Below are 16,869 nucleotides of genomic sequence, written 5' to 3' on the forward strand. Positions count from 1 at the left end.
GCAAAGGGGGACATTCTCCCCGCCCGGCGACGGGGCCCGTCTCATGGCGGCGGGCCCCGACATGCATCGAGCGGGCCCGGTCTTGACCTGGGTCAAGGCGGGTCGCGCCTCGAAGATGCAAGTACGATTGCTGGAACAGCAAACGAGCGCATGTCATGCTTGATATCGGGCAGGTTGAAACGCTGGAGGCGGAGGCGGTCAATTCCGCCAAGGTCCGCCAGCCCCTCTATGCGTCGCGCAGGAAGATATTTCCCAAGCGCGCTGCCGGGCGTTTCCGCTCCTTCAAATGGATCGTCATGGCGGTCACGCTGGGCATCTATTATCTGACGCCGTGGCTGCGCTGGGACCGTGGTCCCTACGCGCCCGACCAGGCCGTTCTGATCGACCTCGCCAACCGTCGCTTCTATTTCTTCTTTATCGAAATCTGGCCGCAGGAATTCTTCTTCGTAGCCGGCCTTTTGGTGATGGCGGGCATCGGCCTGTTTCTCATCACCTCCACCGTCGGCCGCGCCTGGTGTGGCTACGCCTGCCCGCAGACCGTCTGGGTCGACCTCTTCCTCGTGGTCGAGCGCGCCGTCGAGGGCGACCGCAATGCGCGCATCAAACTCGACGAGAGCCCGTGGACGGCCCGCAAATCGGTGCTGCGGCTGACCAAGCACGCCATCTGGCTGTTGATCGCGGTCGCCACCGGCGGCGCCTGGATCTTCTATTTCGCCGATGCGCCGACGCTGTTGGCCGACGTCGTGACCGGTCAGGCCGCGGCCGTTGCCTACATCACCGTCGCCGTTCTCACCGCCACGACTTATGTCTTCGGCGGGCTGATGCGTGAGCAGGTCTGCACCTATATGTGCCCGTGGCCGCGCATCCAGGCGGCGATGCTCGACGAGAATTCGCTGACAGTCACCTATAATGACTGGCGCGGCGAGCCGCGTTCGCGCCATGCCAAGAAGGCGGCCGCCGCCGGCCACAGCATCGGCGACTGCGTCGACTGCAACGCCTGCGTCGCCGTCTGCCCGATGGGCATCGATATTCGCGACGGCCAGCAGCTCGAATGCATCACCTGCGCGTTGTGCATCGACGCTTGCGACGGCGTCATGGACAAGATCGGCAAGGAACGCGGCCTGATCTCCTATGCGACGCTGAACGACTACAACGCCAATATGGCGCTCGCCACCGGCAACGGCGCGCATGTGCCCGATCCGGCTTCGATACGGCAGGCTGACGGGCGCCTGTCTGAAAAGGTCGCGCAGTTCCATCCCGGCAAGATCTTCAGGCCGCGCACCTTCATCTACACCGCCGTCTGGGCGCTGATCGGCCTTGCCATGCTCTACGCGCTCATGACCCGCGAGCGGTTGCAGCTCAATGTCCTGCACGACCGCAACCCGCAATTCGTCGTTTTGTCGGATGGGGCGATCCGCAACGGCTACACGGTGAAACTGCTCAACATGATCCCCGAGCCGCGCACCATCCAGCTCTCGGTCGACGGCTTGCCGGATGCTGCCATCACCGCGGTCGGTGTCGAGCAGATCGAGGCGGAACCGCTGGCGATCGAGGTCGAACCGGACAGGTTGAGATCGGTCAAGGTCTATGTGCGGCTGCCGCGCGATCGCGTCGCCGGCACGAACACCGTCTTCCGGTTCGTCGCCAAGGATGCCGCCGGCGCCGAAACAGCCAGCTACGCCGCCACTTTCATCGCTCCGGAGGCATCAAGATGACGACGCGCCGCCATTCGCCTCGCGAGTTCACCGGCTACCACATGCTGGCACTCATCCTCGCCTTCTTCGGCGTCATCATCGCCGTCAATCTGACGATGGCGACGCTGGCGCGGACGAGCTGGACGGGACTGGTCGTGCAAAACACCTATGTCGCCAGCCAGGAGTTCAACCGCAAGGCCGAGGAGGGACGCGCGCAGGCGGCGCTGCATTGGCAGGGCAAGCTGACGCTGGCGGACGGCACCCTTCGCTACGAACTTGCCGACGCCGCGGGCAAGGCGATCTTGCCCACGGGCGTGAAAGTGGCATTCCGCCATCCCGCCTATGACGCGGAAGACCGGGTGATCGACCTCGTTCGCCAGGCGGATGGAGGCTTCAGTTCGCAACAGACCATAAGCGACGGCGTCTGGATCGTTGAGGTCGACGCCCAAACCGGGCGCGAGCGTCCCTATCGGCAGGTGCGGCGTGTGATCGTGCGCAACGGAGCGATCGAATGAGCTGCTGTGCGCCGGGCGCCGAATCCGCGCTCGATCTGGATCGCGACGCCAGTGCCGACCCGTCGGACGATGAGATCAGGCTGGCCAGCCGCTCACTTGGCGGCGGGCTGTCGCAGGTCGATCTCGCCGTTCCCGGCGTGCATTGCGCCGCCTGCATCCGTTCGGTCGAAGGCGGCCTGCGGAAACTGCCGGGAGTGGTTGGCGCGCGCGTCAATTTGTCGACCCGGCGTGTATCGGTTCGCTTTCGCGAGGGTGAGGTGCCGCCTCTAGTGGCGTCGCTCGCCGGGCTGGGCTACGAAGCGCATCTGTTCGATGCCGAAGGCGGCGACGGCAAGGACCCTATCCTTGCCGAACTCATCCGCGCCGTCGCCGTGGCCGGTTTCGCCGCCGGCAACATCATGCTTTTGTCGGTTTCGGTGTGGTCCGGAGCGACGGACGCCACGCGCGACCTGTTCCACTGGATCTCGGCGTTGATCGCCATTCCCGTTCTGGTCTTTGCCGGCCGCATCTATTTCCGCTCGGCCTGGAACGCGCTTCGCCATGGCCGCATGAACATGGATGTGCCGATCGCCGTCGGCGTCGGCCTCGCCTATGGCATGAGCCTTTACGAAACGATCAATCACGGCCCGCACGCCTATTTCGACGCCTCGGTATCGTTGCTGTTCTTCCTGCTAATCGGCCGCACGCTCGACCATGTCATGCGCGAAAAGGCACGCACCGCCGTTTCCGGCCTGAGGCGGCTGGCCGCGCGCGGCGCCATGGTGATCGCCAAGGACGGCAGCCACATTTATGTGCCGGTCGAGGAGATCGCCGAGGGTGACATGCTTCTTTTGGCAGCGGGCGAACGCGTGCCGGTCGACGCGCGTGTCGTGAAAGGTGCCTCCGAGGTCGATCGCTCGCTGGTCAGTGGCGAAAGCGAGCCGGAAGCGGTGCGCGAGGGTTCGCTGCTGCAGGCGGGCGCGCTCAATCTTACCGGCGCTTTGACCGTGGAAGCGATCGCCGCCGCAAAGGATTCCTTCCTGGCCGAGATGGTGCGCCTGATGGAGGTCGCCGAAGGTGGCCGCGCGCGCTACCGCCGCATCGCCGACCGCGCGTCGGCGCTCTATTCGCCCGTGGTCCATTTGACGGCGCTGTTGACCTTCGCCGGCTGGATGCTGGCCTCCGGCGACTGGCACCGCTCGATCACCATCGCCATTGCCGTCCTCATCATCACCTGCCCCTGCGCGCTTGGCCTCGCCGTGCCGATCGTGCAGGTGGTGGCGGCGCGCCGGCTGTTCGAGAACGGCATCATGGTCAAGGACGGTTCGGCGATGGAACGGCTCGCCGTCATCGACACGGTCGTCTTCGACAAGACCGGGACGCTGACCCTAGGCGCGCTGCGGCTGACCAATGGCGGCGAGATCGCGCCGGTCGACATGACTGTCGCGGCGCAGCTGGTGGCGCATTCCCGCCATCCCGTCGCGCGCGCCATCGTGCAGGCCAATCAAGACGGCTCCCCGCGGTCCGGTCCATTCGATACGGTCACCGAAGTTCCCGGCTACGGGCTGGAGGCGCAAATCGACGGTTCGGTCTGGCGGTTGGGCCGCGCGCAATGGGCGCTTGGCGATGCGGCAGGCGCGGCGGACGATGGCACCGTGCTTGCCCGCGACGGTGTCCTGCGGGCGCGCTTTGTCTGCGAGGACCAGCTGCGCGCCGGCGCCACAGGCACGGTGAGTGACCTGTTGGGCCAAGGCCTCGCGGTCGAGATGCTGACCGGCGACCATCGGCGTAACGCCGAAGCGACTGCAGCACAGGCCGGCATCGCCAACTATCGTTTCGGCATGCTGCCCGGCGAGAAAGTGGCGCGGATCGCCGAACTCGCGAAGGATGGCCACGAGGTGCTGATGGTGGGTGACGGCTTGAACGATGCCCCCGCGCTCGCTGCTGCCCGCGTCTCGATGGCGCCGGCCACCGCCGCCGATGTCGGTCGCAACGCTGCTGATTTCGTTTTCCTGCGCGAAAGCCTGTCGGCGATCCCCTTCGCGCTGGACATCTCTCGTAAGGCCGGCCGGTTGATCCGCCTGAATCTCGCTTTCGCCATCGCCTATAATTTCGTTGCCGTGCCCATCGCCGTGCTCGGCTATGTCACGCCGCTGATCGCGGCGATCGCCATGTCGTTGTCGTCGATCATCGTCGTCGCCAACGCCATGCGGTTGCATGGCGGGCGTTCGGTTGTCGCGGGCGAGGGGCGGACCGCTGCTCCGGCGATGGTCGGATTGGCCGAAAGGTCCGCCTCATGAGCAACCTTGTCGTGCTGATCCCGGTTGCGCTCTTTCTCGGCGGGCTCGGCCTTGCCGCCTTCCTGTGGGCGCTGCGCAGCGGTCAGTACGACGATATCGAGGGCAGCGCCGAACGCATCCTCATCGATGAGGATGGTGCCGATCGGAGCTAACGACAGGTGCCGGACGCGCCCGTTTGGCCCGTCACAGGCGAAGATACGGAGGCTCAGATGTTGCGTCAGGCGCTATTGCGCGCCGTTGAACACCAGCTTCGCCTTGTCGGACGAAGGGGAAAGGGCCCGTTGCAACAGGGTTTCGACATGGGCGTTGCGCTGGCGTGCGGTATCGGCCCCCATCACCACGATGACGAAGCGTTTGCCGTCGGCGTCGTAGGAGGTGACGATGTTGAAGCCGGAGGCGCGGATATAGCCGGTCTTGATGCCGTCGACGCCGCGCACACGCCCCAGCATGTCGTTGTGGCCGCGCACCAGCTTGCCACGGAACATGAAGTCGGAGGCGGAGAAGTAGTGATAGTGCTGCGGGAAACGCGCCCTGAGCGCCAGTCCCAGCACCGCCATGTCGCGCGCCGTGGTCTGCTGGCCATCGTCAGGCAGGCCCGATGCATTGCGGAATGTGGTCGCACGCATGCCGATCTGGCGCGCCTTGGCGGTCATGGTGCCGGCGAAAGCTTCTTCGCTGCCGCCCAGATATTCCGCCACCGAGACGGCGACGTCATTGGCGGATTTCACCACCAGCGCCCGGATGGCGGAATCGACGTCGATCGTCTCGCCCGGCCGGAAGCGCAGCTTGGTCGGCGGCTGCGAGGCGGCATTGGCCGAGACCGGTATCTGCGTCTGCTTGGTGACGCGGCCGCTCTCCAAGGCTTCGAACAGCAAATAGAGCGTCATCATCTTGGTCAGCGAGGCCGGAAAACGCGGCGTCGTCGAATTGGCCTCGAACAGCGTGCCGCCGGTTTTGGCGTCGACCACGATGGCGGCATATTTTTGCGCGGGAGCCGGCACGGCCAGCAGCTGTTCGGGCGGCGTCGCCGTCGTACAGCCGGCCACGAACGTCACGATGGCGAGCGCGTAGATGCATTTCTGGGCGAGGGCGAACAGGCGCGAAACGGGCTGGGAGGGCATTTCCAAGGGCGGGAAGACGTTGCTGAGATCGCCGGACCCTATCCTAGCCCGTTGTCCACGTCCATTTGGTTTGCTGGGTTATCACCGGCCGTTGTATGGTGAGGGCGGTATCTTTCCGGCCGCGACAGGCAGTGGAAAAGCCACAACGCAGAATGCTTGCGTGCCGGGCGACCTGTTCTTATATACGCCGCAACCGTGCGGCCCGCCCCTGAAGGCGGTCTGGCGCGGAATTTCTGTGAACAGGGGCTTTCGCCGGAACGCCTGACAGGGTCCTTGAAAGCCTGCTTAGTGGAGAGACTAGACAAGATGGCAAAAGTAATCGGCATCGACCTGGGAACAACCAATTCCTGCGTCGCCGTCATGGACGGCAAGGACGCCAAGGTCATTGAAAACGCGGAAGGCGCGCGCACCACGCCTTCGATCGTCGCCTTCAGCGGCGACGGCGAACGCCTCGTCGGCCAGCCGGCCAAGCGCCAGGCGGTCACCAACCCTGAAAACACCGTCTTCGCGGTCAAGCGCCTGATCGGCCGTCGCTACGACGATCCGGTCACCGCCAAGGACAAGAAGCTCGTCCCCTACGAGATCGTCAATGGCGACAACGGCGACGCCTGGGTCCATGCCGGCGGCAAGAACCAGTCGCCCAGCCAGATCTCGGCAATGATCCTGCAGAAGATGAAGGAAACGGCGGAAGCCTATCTCGGCGAGAAGGTCGAGAAGGCGGTCATCACCGTTCCGGCCTATTTCAACGACGCCCAGCGCCAGGCCACCAAGGATGCCGGCAAGATCGCCGGCCTGGAAGTGCTGCGCATCATCAACGAGCCGACCGCGGCAGCCCTTGCCTACGGCCTCGACAAGAAGGACGGCAAGACCATCGCCGTCTACGACCTTGGCGGCGGCACCTTCGATATCTCCGTGCTCGAAATCGGCGATGGCGTCTTCGAGGTGAAGTCGACCAATGGTGACACCTTCCTCGGCGGCGAAGACTTCGACATGCGCCTGGTCGAATACCTGGCGGCCGAGTTCAAGAAGGAACAGGGCATCGACCTGAAGAACGACAAGCTTGCCCTGCAGCGCCTCAAGGAAGCCGCTGAAAAGGCCAAGATCGAGCTGTCGTCCTCGGCCCAGACCGAAATCAACCTGCCCTTCATCACCGCCGATGCTTCCGGTCCGAAGCACCTGACCTTGAAGCTGACCCGCGCCAAGTTCGAATCGCTCGTGGATGATCTCATCCAGCGCACCGTCGAGCCGCTCAAGGCGGCGCTGAAGGATGCGGGCCTCAAGGCCGGCGAGATTGACGAGGTCGTTCTGGTCGGCGGCATGACCCGCATGCCGAAGGTCCAGGAAGTTGTGAAGCAGTTCTTCGGCAAGGAGCCGCACAAGGGCGTCAACCCGGATGAAGTCGTCGCTCTCGGCGCCGCCATCCAGGCCGGCGTTCTGCAGGGCGACGTCAAGGACGTGCTGTTGCTCGACGTGACCCCGCTGTCGCTGGGCATCGAGACGCTGGGTGGCGTGTTCACCCGCCTGATCGAGCGCAACACCACGATCCCAACCAAGAAGAGCCAGGTGTTCTCGACCGCCGAGGATTCGCAGAGCGCGGTGACCATCCGCGTCTTCCAGGGCGAGCGTGAAATGGCGGCCGACAACAAGATGCTCGGCCAGTTCGACCTGGTCGGCATTCCGCCGGCGCCGCGTGGCGTGCCGCAGATCGAGGTGACCTTCGACATCGACGCCAACGGCATCGTCAACGTCTCGGCCAAGGACAAGGGCACCGGCAAGGAGCACCAGATCCGCATCCAGGCATCTGGCGGTCTCTCCGACGCCGACATCGAGAAGATGGTCAAGGACGCCGAGGCCAATGCCGAGAGCGACAAGAAGCGCAAGGCGCTGGTGGAAGCCCGCAACCAGGCCGAAGCCCTGGTCCATTCGGCTGAGAAGTCGCTGAAGGATTATGGCGATAAGGTTTCGGAGGCAGACCGCACCGCGATCGCCGACGCCATCGCCGCGCTGAAGACCGCCGCCGAAGGCGACGACGCCGCCGAGATCGAAGCCAAGAGCCAGACGCTCACCGAAGCCTCGATGAAGCTCGGCCAGGCCATGTACGAGGCTTCGCAGAAGGAAGCCGCCGAGGCCGACGCCAAGGCGGACGCTGCCAAGGACTCGGATGTAGTCGACGCCGATTTCGAGGAAATCGACGAGAACGACGACAAGAACAAGAAGAAGTCGGCCTAAGTGGCCTGACGGCCCAAAATTCAGAAAAGCCCGGCGCCAAGCCGGGCTTTTTTGCAACCATGCACTGGAAAATTGCGGCGTCTCCTTGCCGGTACTGGCATTGCCACCGCATCGTTACTAAATCGGAGATCAGTCTTCTTTAGTTGACTGGTCAAAACAATGCGCAAGGACGTTGGCTGTTGCTTGAGCCATTAGTCAGCGGGATTGGAACAGGCTCTCGATGAAAGCTGATTTCTACGAAACGCTCGGCGTGCAAAAAAGCGCCGACGAGAAGGAACTCAAGAGCGCCTTCCGCAAGCTCGCTATGCAGTTCCATCCCGATCGCAACCCGGGCGATGCGGCTTGCGAGCACAAGTTCAAGGAAATCAACGAAGCCTACGAGACGCTGAAGGACCCGCAGAAGCGCGCGGCCTATGACCGTTTCGGCCACGCCGCCTTCGAAAATGGCGGCATGAATGGCGCCGGTGCCGGCTTTGGAGCCGGCGGCTTCGCCGACATCTTCGAGGATATCTTCGGCGAGATGATGGGCGGCGGCCGCCGTCGCTCGTCCGGCGGGCGCGAGCGTGGCGCCGACCTGCGCTACAATATGGAAATCAGCCTGGAAGAGGCCTTTGCCGGCAAGACCGCGCAGATCCGCGTGCCGACATCGCTGTCCTGCACCGATTGTTCGGGTACGGGCGCCAAGCCCGGCACGCAGCCGGTCACCTGTTCGATGTGCCACGGCCACGGCAAGGTGCGGGCGAGCCAGGGCTTCTTCTCGATCGAACGCACCTGCCCGCAGTGCCAGGGCCGCGGCCAGACTATCAAGGACCCGTGCCCGAAATGCGCCGGCCAGGGCCGTGTCACCGAGGAGCGCTCGCTGTCGGTCAACATCCCGGCCGGTATCGAGGACGGCACCCGCATCCGGTTGGCCGGCGAAGGCGAGGCCGGGCTGCGCGGCGGTCCGACGGGCGATCTCTACATTTTCCTCGCCATCAAGCCGCATGAATTCTTCCAGCGCGACGGCGCCGACCTCTATTGCAAGGTGCCGATCTCGATGACGACGGCCGCCCTCGGCGGCTCCTTCGAGGTGGCGACGCTTGACGGTTCGCAGACCCGCGTGAAAGTGCCGGAAGGCACCCAGAACGGCCGCCAGTTCCGGCTCAAGGGCAAGGGCATGCCAGTGCTGCGCCAGACGCAGATCGGCGACCTCTATATCCAGACAGCGGTCGAGACGCCGCAGAGCCTGACCCGGCGCCAGCGAGAACTGCTCGAGGAGTTCGAACAGCTTTCGTCCAAGGAGAACAGCCCGCAGTCGAGCGGCTTCTTCACGCGGATGAAGGATTTCTTCGAATCCTTCAGCGAGCGTTGAGGGCGACAAATTCTGTCTTGTCCACGACATTGGTGGGCGGATACCTTGTCTACCCCGGCGTAACTGGTAAGTAGCGTCTGAACAGTGGGTTCCGGGGGGAGCCGGTCGGGAGAGCTTGATGGGAAGAGGTCCGGGACTGAGGAAGTCGCTCGCTGAAAAGTTCGACGACGAGCTGAAATTCTTCAAAGGGTGGATCGACAAGCCGAAAACCGTCGGTTCCATCGTGCCGACCAGTTCGGTCACCGCGCGCAAGATGGCCTCGATCGTCAATCCGGACTCCGGGCTGCCGGTGCTCGAGGTCGGGCCTGGCACCGGTGTCATCACCCGCGCCATCCTGGCGCGCGGGATCAAGCCGCAGAACCTCTACGCCGTTGAATATTCGACCGATTTCGTGCGCCATCTGCGCACGCTCTATCCCGGCGTGAACGTCATCGAGGGCGATGCCTTCAATCTCGACGCGACGCTGGGCGAGCACAAGGACGTTGTCTTCGATTCGGTGGTGACGGGCGTGCCGCTGCTCAATTTCCCGGTCGACCAGCGCATCCGCTACATCGAGAGCCTGCTCGACCGCATCCCGGCCGGCCGGCCGATCGTGCAACTGTGCTATGGCCCGCTGTCGCCGATCCCGCCCGGTCGTGGCAACTACACGGTGGAGCACTTCCATTTCGTGCTGCGCAACATTCCGCCGACCCGGCTCTGGATCTACCGCCGTCCGGCCAGGAACTGAGATCGGTCTTGGCGTTGATTTGTGCCTCGCTTCGCCATAGGAAGGCGAAGGAGGCAGTCGCCTGATGATCCCCAAAATTCTCGTCTTCGCGGGTTCGGTCCGTAGCGGCGCGTTCAGCGGCAGGACCGCCGACGCAGCGCAGAAGGCGCTGGCCTTGCAGGGCGCCGACGTGACCCGCATTTCGCTGGCTGATTATCCGATGCCGATCTTCGACGAGGATCTGGAGCGGGAAGAGGGCATCCCCGAAAACGTCATGAAGCTGGCGCGCATGATTGGCGCGCATGACGGGCTGCTCATCGCCACGCCGGAATATAACGGGTCGCTGCCGCCGCTGCTCAAGAATGCCATCGACTGGGTAAGCGTGGTCAGGCATGACGGCGGCCGGCAGTTGAAGCCGCTGGCCGGCAAGGCGGTGGCGCTGTGCTCGTCGTCAAAGGGCCAACATGCCGGCGTGCGCGCCATCAACCATCTGCGCGCGGTGCTGGTACGCTGCCATATGGAGATCGTGACGCCGGAATGCTCGGTGCCGAACGGGGGCAGCGCTTTCGATGCAGAAGGCGGTTTCGCCGACGAGCGGTTGCGCCATGCCATGGATATCGTTGCGCAGGTTCTGATCGAACGCGCCCGAATGCTGTCAGCCAGGGGAGACATATGAGCGATATGCGCGACAAGCTGATCGTCGGCCTCGACCTTCCGACCCTGACCGAGGCCGAGAAGGCGGTGCGCGAACTGGGCGACACCGTCTCCTTCTACAAGATCGGCTACCAGCTCGCCTTTGCCGGCGGGCTCGACTTCGCCCGCGAGCTTGCCGAGGACGGCAAGAAGATCTTCCTCGACATGAAGCTGCTCGACATCGACAACACCGTGGCCAAGGGCGTCGAGAACATCGTCAAGATGGGCATGACCATGCTGACGCTTCACGCCTACCCCAAGGCCATGCGCGCGGCGGTGGAGGCGGCCAAGGGCAGCAATCTGTGCCTGCTGGCGGTGACGGTGCTGACCTCGATGAACGAGCAGGACGTCATCGACGCCGGTTATGAATATGACCCGCATACGCTTGTGCTGCGCCGCGCCGAACAGGCGCTGACCGCCGGCATGGGTGGCATTGTCTGCTCGGCCGAGGAAGCATCGGCGGTGCGCAAGATCGTCGGTCCGGCGATGGCGGTGGTGACGCCGGGCATCCGCCCCGTGGGCTCCGACCGTGGCGACCAGAAGCGCGTGGTGACGCCGGCGGATGCGATCCGCAACGGCTCCAGCCATCTCGTCGTGGCACGCCCGATCGTCGCGGCATCGAACCGCAAGGCCGCGGCCGAGGCGATCCTGGCGGAGATGCGCTCGGCCTGAGCCTTTGGCCCACAAACTTGGCGACGAAGTGGATCACCGCTTTGACGCAAGGGCTTGCGCAACGGCGGTAACTCGGCTCTGACTTGGATGAAACCGCATCTGGACGGCGCGGCGGAGAGCGAGGAGAAGCAGATGCCCAAGGGATATTGGATCGCCCGCGTCGATGTGCGCGATGCGGAGGGTTACAAGGCCTATGTCGAGGCCTCGAAGCTTGCCTTCGACCGGTTTGGCGCGAAGTTCCTGGCGCGCGGCGGCCAGCACGAAAAGGCCGAAGGGCAGGGCCGCGGCCGCAATGTCATCATCGAATTCGAATCGCTGCAGGTAGCGCATGACTGCTACCATTCGCCCGAATATCAGCGTGCCGTGGCCATCCGCCAAAAGGTGGCGGACGGCGAGATCGTTCTGGTCGAAGGGGTCTGACGCCGTCGCCGGTCAGGCGACAAGGTCCGGCACAGGCCCGATATAACGCGATTGCGGGCGCATCAGACGGCCCGTCGCCAGCTGTTCGCGCGCATGCGCGATCCAGCCGGCCGTGCGTCCGGCCGCGAAGACGCAGGTAAAAGCCTCTTCCGGGAACCCCGCCGCCTCGAGCAGCAGCGCGGTGTAGAACTCGACATTGGTCTGCAGGACACGATCGGGCTTGGCGCGCTTCAGCGCGGCAAGCGCTGCCTGCTCGACCGTTTCGGCGAAAGCCAGGCGGCGTCCGGCCTCGCCATCGGGACCGAGCCGGCGCACCACGCTCTTCAGCACGTCGGCGCGCGGGTCGCGTACACGGTAGATGCGGTGGCCAAAGCCCATGATGCGGCGGCCTGCGGCCAGTTCCTTTGAGATCCAGCCGGCGGCGTCGCCGGAGGCGGCGATGGCATCCAGCATGGCGATGACCGGGCCGGGCGCGCCGCCATGCAGAGGGCCTTTCAAGGCGCCAAGCCCCGCGAGTGTCGCGGAGGTCAGGCCGGCCTGGGTCGAGGCCACCACGCGCGCGGCAAAGGTCGAGGCGTTGAGGCCATGATCGCAGACCGTGACGAGATAGGCGTCGAGCGCAGCCGCCAGTTCCGGTTTCGCCGGTTTGCCGGCCAGCATGCGCAGCATGTCGGCGGCATGGGAGGCCTTGGCATCGGGCGCGACCGTCGTTTTGCCCTGGCGCAGCCGCAGCAATGCGGGGGTCAACACCGCAGGCGCCGCGACCAGCCTCAGTGCATCGTCCAATGTGGCGCCGTCCGGCATCAGCGCTGTGCCGGCGCGCATGCCGTCATAGACATCCAATTTGGCAAGGGTCGGCAGCAGCGGGGCGATCCGCTCGAACACCTCGACGCGTGCCTGGCCAAGCCGCGCCGCCAGTTCCTTCGCATCCGGCAGGTCAGCGAAGAAGCCGTCGAACAGAAGGTGCACCGCACCGGCGAAGTCGCGGTGGCCGGCAAGGTCGCGTAGGGCATAGCCCCTTATGGTGAGATGGCCGCCGAGGCCGTCGACCTCGGATAGCACGGTTTCGGCTGCAATCACGTCGTCGAGCCCGCTTGTCATCGTCCGTCTCCTTGATCGTTGTTCGAGACGAGATAATGCTGCTATTGATTGTCATCAATCTTGATCAAGAGAATCAATATGAATGCCTGGCTGACCCGGGACGAAGCGCTGGACAGGCTGGGCGTGCGGCCGCAGACCCTTTACGCCTATGTCAGTCGCGGCCAGATCGGCATGCGGCCCGATCCGGCAGATCCGCGCCGCAGCCTCTATCGTTCCGAGGACATCGCTGCTCTGACCACGCGCCGCGCCCGCGGTCGGCGGGTTTCGGCGATCGCCGAAAGCGCGGTGGCCTGGGGCGAACCGGTTTTCGCCACCGCCATTTCCACGGTGATCGGCGGTCGGCTGATCTATCGCGGCAAGGATGCGGTGGAGTTTTCCCGTACAGCGACACTGGAGGAAGCGGCGCGCCTTTTGTGGGCGGCCGATGGTCCGGCGCGTTTCGCGACATCGGGCGCTCCGACCGAGACGGGCCTCGCCCAGGCTTTCGCCGTGCTCGCGGCCTTGGCCGCGAAGGGACAGCCTTCGCTTGGGCGCACGGCAACGGCATTGCAGGCCGACGCGATGCCGGCGATCGCGGCCCTTGCCGGCGCGCTCGGCGCGACGCCGGGAACCGAGCCGGTGCATGCCAGGCTTGCCAGGGGCTGGCGTGTCGAACCGGCGACCGAGGTGATCCGCCGGGTGTTGGTGCTTGTGGCTGACCATGAGCTCAACGCCTCGGCTTTCGCGGCACGGGTGGCCGCCTCGACCGGCGCGCCGCTGGCCGCCTGTCTTCTGGCCGGTCTTTCGACGCTTTATGGCCCACGCCACGGCACCGCCGCCGAAGCCGTCGCCATGCTGGTGGACGATGCGGCGCGGCTTGGCGCGAAAGCCGCCATTGCGCGCTGGATCGACCATGACCGGCCATTGCCGGGCTTCGGCCACATGCTCTACCCGAATGGCGACCCGCGCGCCGCCGGCCTGCTGGCCGACATGGTGCTGGAAGACAATGTCGAGGAATTGCGTCATGCAGCGCACGCCGCGACCGGCAGCGAGCCGACGATCGATTTCGCGCTGGTGGCGTTGACCCGGTCCTATCGCCTGCCCGCCGACGCGCCGATCAGGCTGTTCGCGCTTGGCCGCAGCGTCGGCTGGACTGCGCATGCCATCGAACAGATCGCTTCGGGCAAGCCGATCCGCCCGCGCGCCCGCTATGAAGGGCAGTTGCCGGCAGAGGGATGAATCTAGAGCAGGCGGAACGGAATGCCGGTCAGCAGCGCCTTCACATAGCGCCGCTTCTGGTAGTGGCCGTTGAGCGAGACCCGCGACAGCGCCGTCGGTCGCTCCAGGCTGGTCGCGTCGAGCACGCCGGGCCGCGTCGTCACCGCCAGCTGGATGCCCGCCTTGGCCACCGCGTCGAATTCGCGTGGCGTCACCGCGACCTTGGTTCCATAGGGATAGGCGAAGGTCGTCGGCCGGCGCCCGATATAGGTTTCCACCGCCGCGATCGACCCGGAAATCTCGTCGGCGAGGCGGTCGGCGCCGACACGCGCCATGTTGATATGGGTCTGCGTATGGGCCCCGAAACGGGCGAGCGGGTCGGCGGCAAGCGCGCGCAGTTCGTCGGCGTTCATGATCAACTGGTCGACGATGGAGAGCGGTTCGATCATGCGCGAGCGCGCGGCCCGGTCGATCTGCGCCACCGCAACGTCTTCGTCGTTTGAGTGGACGTAGTGTACGATGCGCTCATAGGCGTCCTGCTTGCGGCTTGGCGTGTCGGTCAGCACCGTCTCGCCGCCACCGCCGAAGTCGAATTCGAACTTGTCCTTCGAGCGGGTCAGCACCTTGGCGGTCTCCCACCATATGGAGCGGGTGCGCTCGACGAAGCCCTTGGCGATGAAGATGGTGTAGGGCACGTGGTGCCGGCGGAACACCGGCGCGGCATGCTCGGCATTGTCGCGGAAGCCGTCGTCCAGCGTGAACACGACGAAGCGGCGCTTGTCCTGCCTGTCGGCGAGCAGTGCCGGCAGATCGTCCAGCGCCACCGGCGTCAGGCCGGTTCCGACGCAGACCCGGATCGCCTCGTCCAGGAATTCAGGCGTCACCGACAGCGTCGCGTTCGGGTCGAAGCCGCCGCGCCGGGCTGGGCGCACATGATGCAGGGTGAGAATGACGCCGCGACCCGCCGCCGCCGGCCACAGCGCACCTGCCCTGGTCAGGGCTACCCCTTCGAGGCCAGCGCGGATGGCGCCATGTTTCAGAAACCGCTTGGCCGAATTTTTCAGCGACATGCCGGCGCCCCGTCCGCGAAGCTGGCGGCATTGGCAAGGCGGCCTTCCGATCCAGGATGGCGTTGCACGGACATTCCTCGGCTCTGCTACGCGCCCGCGGAATGCAGGACGCGTCGATGGCCGATGGCACGGCCGCTGAAAGCCTATTCCAGCGCCAGTTAATAAACTGCCCGTGCAGCGCTACGTTTTGGGTGTCATCGCCTTGCCGGGCAAGGCGATGCCCGCAACCGCCTCAGCGGTATTTCATGTAGCCGACAAAGCCGGCGATGCGCCAACGGTCGCCATCGTTGCGGCAGAAATAGAGCGTCTGCCAGTTCAGCCGGTCGCTGCCGCCATCGGCCAGCGGCACGGTGCCGTCGAACTTCTTGTGCGCCACCGCGACATTGCCGTTGATCTCGATGCGGTTGAGCGTCACCGCCTTGAGCAGGGCCGATGGCAACGGCTCGGCATAGGCGACGGCGGCGGATTCGGCCGCCTGGCGCAGCCATTCGTCGCGATAGGCCTGCAGCGTCGGGAAGGCGGCGTTCCAATCGTCCTGGTTGGGAGAATTGTGGGCATGGATGCCGAGGAAGCGCACCTCGTCGAAATCATTGGCCACCATCGACCAATCCTGCGCGGCAAAGGCCTCGAAGTCGCGCGGCATCAGCATCTCCCAGATGAAGGCGCGGTCGGCGTCGCCGGCAAAGGGGTTCTTGGTCTCGGTCATGTCGGCTCCGGTAAGGTTCGTCTGCAGAAATGGTTCAGGAGAGTTTGCCGCGCGCGGCGACGGGCAGGATGTCGACGACGCGGTCGCCGGAAATCAGATAGACCTCGTCGAACAGATTGGTGACGACGCAGGCATGGTCGGGCAACACGCGCACGCGGTCGCCGACGGCAAGCCTGGCGCCGCCGCTGAGTTCGACCTTGCCATGCTCTTCGCTCAAGGCCGTGACGCGCGCGCCGGGGATGCCGACCAGTTCGCCATGGTCCGGCAGGCCGAGCAGGTCGCTCGACAGTGCCTTCGAGCCGCTGTCGAGGATGGCGCGGGTCGGCGTTGGTGCGGAGACGACGGTGGCGAGCACGGTCAGCGCGCAATCGTCCGCGCTGGCCGCACCCTTCTCGACCTGGTAGCGGTCCATATAGATGTAGGTGCCGGGCCGGTATTCGGTAACGATGGCTGCGTCCTGCCTGCGCCACATGTCGGGCGTGCCGCCGCTGGTCACGGTCTCGCAGGCGAAGCCTTCCTTTGCCAGCAGGTCGCGGGCGTCGGCGAGCCAGGTTTCCGCGGCTTCCGGCGCGCCGGCGGCGGGATAGGTCATCAGACCGCCGAAGGTCAGGCCGGGCGCCGAAGCGATCTGCTTTGCCAGCGTCAGCGCTTGCTCAGCCGTCTGCACGCCGCAGCGGGCGGCACCCGTGTCGCATTCGATCAGCACTTTCAGCGGGCGGCTAGCGTCCGTGAACATTTCAGCGAGCCCGGCGACGGTGGTCGCGCTGTCGGCGGTCACCGAAAGCGTCACGCGCCGATGCAGGGCCAGCAGCCGCTCCAGCTTCGCCTTGCCGATGATGTTGTAGGGCAGGAAGATGTCGGTCAGCCCGGCATCCGCCATCACCTCGGCCTCGCCGATCTTCTGGCAGGTGATGCCGGCGGCGCCGGCTTCGACCTGCTTTTTCGCGAAATAGGGCAATTTGTGCGTCTTGATATGCGGCCTGAGCTTCACGCCCGCCGCATCGGCAGCAGCCTGGGCGCGGGCGATGTTGCGCTCGGCGCGGTCGAGATCGATCAGCACGGCAGGCGTGTCGATTTCGGCGATGGTTTTCGGGCGTGGGCTCATCTTTTTGTCT

The 16,869-nt window shown here is 65.2% G+C and carries 16 protein-coding genes; 11 read left to right on the forward strand and 5 right to left on the reverse strand.

Annotation, left to right across the window (positions count from 1 at the left end; genetic code table 11):
• The first annotated feature begins 155 nt into the window (after window positions 1-155).
• Genes ccoG through ccoS form a run of 4 tightly spaced genes read left to right on the forward strand, consistent with a single transcriptional unit; the run spans window position 156 to window position 4,640 of the window.
• Window positions 156-1,715, forward strand: coding sequence for a cytochrome c oxidase accessory protein CcoG (gene ccoG, locus QFZ88_RS16475; protein ID WP_024922596.1), 1,560 nt, complete (start codon window positions 156-158; stop codon window positions 1,713-1,715).
• Window positions 1,712-2,209, forward strand: a complete 498-nt coding sequence (locus QFZ88_RS16480; RefSeq protein WP_024922597.1) for a FixH family protein — start codon at window positions 1,712-1,714, stop codon at window positions 2,207-2,209. The genes ccoG and QFZ88_RS16480 overlap by 4 nt, the downstream gene beginning before the upstream one ends.
• Entirely contained in the window at window positions 2,206-4,488 is a 2,283-nt protein-coding gene (locus QFZ88_RS16485; RefSeq protein WP_024922598.1) for a cation-translocating P-type ATPase, read from the forward strand. Before QFZ88_RS16480 ends, QFZ88_RS16485 begins: the two co-directional genes overlap by 4 nt.
• Window positions 4,485-4,640 (forward strand): cbb3-type cytochrome oxidase assembly protein CcoS, encoded by a 156-nt coding sequence (gene ccoS / locus QFZ88_RS16490; protein ID WP_024922599.1) that lies wholly within the window; start codon window positions 4,485-4,487, stop codon window positions 4,638-4,640. Before QFZ88_RS16485 ends, ccoS begins: the two co-directional genes overlap by 4 nt.
• A gap of 72 nt (window positions 4,641-4,712) precedes the next feature.
• Here the strand turns inward: ccoS and QFZ88_RS16495 are convergent, their stop codons facing one another.
• A complete protein-coding gene (locus QFZ88_RS16495) occupies window positions 4,713-5,609 on the reverse strand; it encodes a D-alanyl-D-alanine carboxypeptidase family protein (protein WP_024922600.1) in 897 nt (298 codons plus the stop codon).
• A gap of 306 nt (window positions 5,610-5,915) precedes the next feature.
• Here QFZ88_RS16495 and dnaK point away from each other — a divergent pair, with 306 nt between their 5' ends.
• The 6 genes from dnaK to QFZ88_RS16525 all read left to right on the forward strand — a co-directional run bounded on the left by dnaK (window position 5,916) and on the right by QFZ88_RS16525 (window position 11,680).
• On the forward strand, window positions 5,916-7,838 hold the full coding sequence (dnaK, locus tag QFZ88_RS16500; RefSeq protein WP_024922601.1) for a molecular chaperone DnaK: 1,923 nt from the start codon (window positions 5,916-5,918) through the stop codon (window positions 7,836-7,838).
• A gap of 220 nt (window positions 7,839-8,058) precedes the next feature.
• Window positions 8,059-9,189, forward strand: a complete 1,131-nt coding sequence (gene dnaJ, locus QFZ88_RS16505; RefSeq protein ID WP_024922602.1) for a molecular chaperone DnaJ — start codon at window positions 8,059-8,061, stop codon at window positions 9,187-9,189.
• 118 nt (window positions 9,190-9,307) lie between these two features.
• Window positions 9,308-9,916 (forward strand): phospholipid N-methyltransferase PmtA, encoded by a 609-nt coding sequence (gene pmtA, locus QFZ88_RS16510; RefSeq protein ID WP_024922603.1) that lies wholly within the window; start codon window positions 9,308-9,310, stop codon window positions 9,914-9,916.
• A gap of 64 nt (window positions 9,917-9,980) precedes the next feature.
• The gene (locus QFZ88_RS16515; protein ID WP_024922604.1) at window positions 9,981-10,571 is read left to right on the forward strand and encodes an NADPH-dependent FMN reductase; all 591 of its coding nucleotides are present in this window, start codon (window positions 9,981-9,983) and stop codon (window positions 10,569-10,571) included.
• Window positions 10,568-11,260 carry an orotidine-5'-phosphate decarboxylase gene (pyrF, locus tag QFZ88_RS16520; protein WP_024922605.1) on the forward strand — a complete coding sequence of 231 codons (693 nt, stop codon included), beginning with the start codon at window positions 10,568-10,570 and terminating at the stop codon, window positions 11,258-11,260. The genes QFZ88_RS16515 and pyrF overlap by 4 nt, the downstream gene beginning before the upstream one ends.
• 132 nt (window positions 11,261-11,392) lie before the next feature.
• Window positions 11,393-11,680 carry a DUF1330 domain-containing protein gene (locus QFZ88_RS16525; protein WP_024922606.1) on the forward strand — a complete coding sequence of 96 codons (288 nt, stop codon included), beginning with the start codon at window positions 11,393-11,395 and terminating at the stop codon, window positions 11,678-11,680.
• Window positions 11,681-11,692: 12 nt separating this feature from the next.
• Here QFZ88_RS16525 and QFZ88_RS16530 read toward each other — a convergent pair whose 3' ends face one another.
• A complete protein-coding gene (locus tag QFZ88_RS16530; RefSeq protein ID WP_024922607.1) occupies window positions 11,693-12,781 on the reverse strand; it encodes a citrate synthase/methylcitrate synthase in 1,089 nt (362 codons plus the stop codon).
• A 78-nt stretch (window positions 12,782-12,859) separates the two neighbouring features.
• Between QFZ88_RS16530 and QFZ88_RS16535 the strand changes: the two genes are divergently transcribed.
• Window positions 12,860-13,999, forward strand: a complete 1,140-nt coding sequence (locus QFZ88_RS16535) for a citrate synthase (protein ID WP_024922608.1) — start codon at window positions 12,860-12,862, stop codon at window positions 13,997-13,999.
• 2 nt (window positions 14,000-14,001) lie between these two features.
• Here QFZ88_RS16535 and QFZ88_RS16540 read toward each other — a convergent pair whose 3' ends face one another.
• From QFZ88_RS16540 to QFZ88_RS16550, 3 genes are all read right to left on the reverse strand, one after another.
• Window positions 14,002-15,048 carry a polysaccharide deacetylase family protein gene (locus tag QFZ88_RS16540; RefSeq protein WP_024922609.1) on the reverse strand — a complete coding sequence of 349 codons (1,047 nt, stop codon included), beginning with the start codon at window positions 15,046-15,048 and terminating at the stop codon, window positions 14,002-14,004.
• A 232-nt stretch (window positions 15,049-15,280) separates the two neighbouring features.
• Window positions 15,281-15,754 carry a hypothetical protein gene (locus QFZ88_RS16545; protein ID WP_024922610.1) on the reverse strand — a complete coding sequence of 158 codons (474 nt, stop codon included), beginning with the start codon at window positions 15,752-15,754 and terminating at the stop codon, window positions 15,281-15,283.
• 34 nt (window positions 15,755-15,788) lie between these two features.
• Complete coding sequence (locus tag QFZ88_RS16550; RefSeq protein ID WP_024922611.1) at window positions 15,789-16,859, reverse strand: D-TA family PLP-dependent enzyme; 1,071 nt, start codon at window positions 16,857-16,859, stop codon at window positions 15,789-15,791.
• Window positions 16,860-16,869 lie beyond the last annotated feature (10 nt).

It is taken from the genome of Mesorhizobium sp. YL-MeA3-2017, from assembly GCF_030814575.1.
Classification (GTDB): Bacteria; Pseudomonadota; Alphaproteobacteria; order Rhizobiales; family Rhizobiaceae; genus Mesorhizobium; species Mesorhizobium terrae.

What these genes read in the sequence shown, in the direction of transcription:
- QFZ88_RS16550 (WP_024922611.1), bottom strand. Translation starts at nt 16,859, where the DNA reads ATGAGCCCACGCCCGAAAACCATCGCCGAAATCGACACGCCTGCCGTG.
- QFZ88_RS16515 (WP_024922604.1), top strand. Translation starts at nt 9,981, where the DNA reads ATGATCCCCAAAATTCTCGTCTTCGCGGGTTCGGTCCGTAGCGGCGCG.
- ccoG (WP_024922596.1), top strand. Translation starts at nt 156, where the DNA reads ATGCTTGATATCGGGCAGGTTGAAACGCTGGAGGCGGAGGCGGTCAAT.
- QFZ88_RS16485 (WP_024922598.1), top strand. Translation starts at nt 2,206, where the DNA reads ATGAGCTGCTGTGCGCCGGGCGCCGAATCCGCGCTCGATCTGGATCGC.
- dnaK (WP_024922601.1), top strand. Translation starts at nt 5,916, where the DNA reads ATGGCAAAAGTAATCGGCATCGACCTGGGAACAACCAATTCCTGCGTC.
- dnaJ (WP_024922602.1), top strand. Translation starts at nt 8,059, where the DNA reads ATGAAAGCTGATTTCTACGAAACGCTCGGCGTGCAAAAAAGCGCCGAC.
- QFZ88_RS16530 (WP_024922607.1), bottom strand. Translation starts at nt 12,781, where the DNA reads ATGACAAGCGGGCTCGACGACGTGATTGCAGCCGAAACCGTGCTATCC.
- QFZ88_RS16545 (WP_024922610.1), bottom strand. Translation starts at nt 15,754, where the DNA reads ATGACCGAGACCAAGAACCCCTTTGCCGGCGACGCCGACCGCGCCTTC.
- QFZ88_RS16535 (WP_024922608.1), top strand. Translation starts at nt 12,860, where the DNA reads ATGAATGCCTGGCTGACCCGGGACGAAGCGCTGGACAGGCTGGGCGTG.
- QFZ88_RS16540 (WP_024922609.1), bottom strand. Translation starts at nt 15,048, where the DNA reads ATGTCGCTGAAAAATTCGGCCAAGCGGTTTCTGAAACATGGCGCCATC.
- ccoS (WP_024922599.1), top strand. Translation starts at nt 4,485, where the DNA reads ATGAGCAACCTTGTCGTGCTGATCCCGGTTGCGCTCTTTCTCGGCGGG.
- QFZ88_RS16525 (WP_024922606.1), top strand. Translation starts at nt 11,393, where the DNA reads ATGCCCAAGGGATATTGGATCGCCCGCGTCGATGTGCGCGATGCGGAG.
- QFZ88_RS16480 (WP_024922597.1), top strand. Translation starts at nt 1,712, where the DNA reads ATGACGACGCGCCGCCATTCGCCTCGCGAGTTCACCGGCTACCACATG.
- pyrF (WP_024922605.1), top strand. Translation starts at nt 10,568, where the DNA reads ATGAGCGATATGCGCGACAAGCTGATCGTCGGCCTCGACCTTCCGACC.
- pmtA (WP_024922603.1), top strand. Translation starts at nt 9,308, where the DNA reads ATGGGAAGAGGTCCGGGACTGAGGAAGTCGCTCGCTGAAAAGTTCGAC.
- QFZ88_RS16495 (WP_024922600.1), bottom strand. Translation starts at nt 5,609, where the DNA reads ATGCCCTCCCAGCCCGTTTCGCGCCTGTTCGCCCTCGCCCAGAAATGC.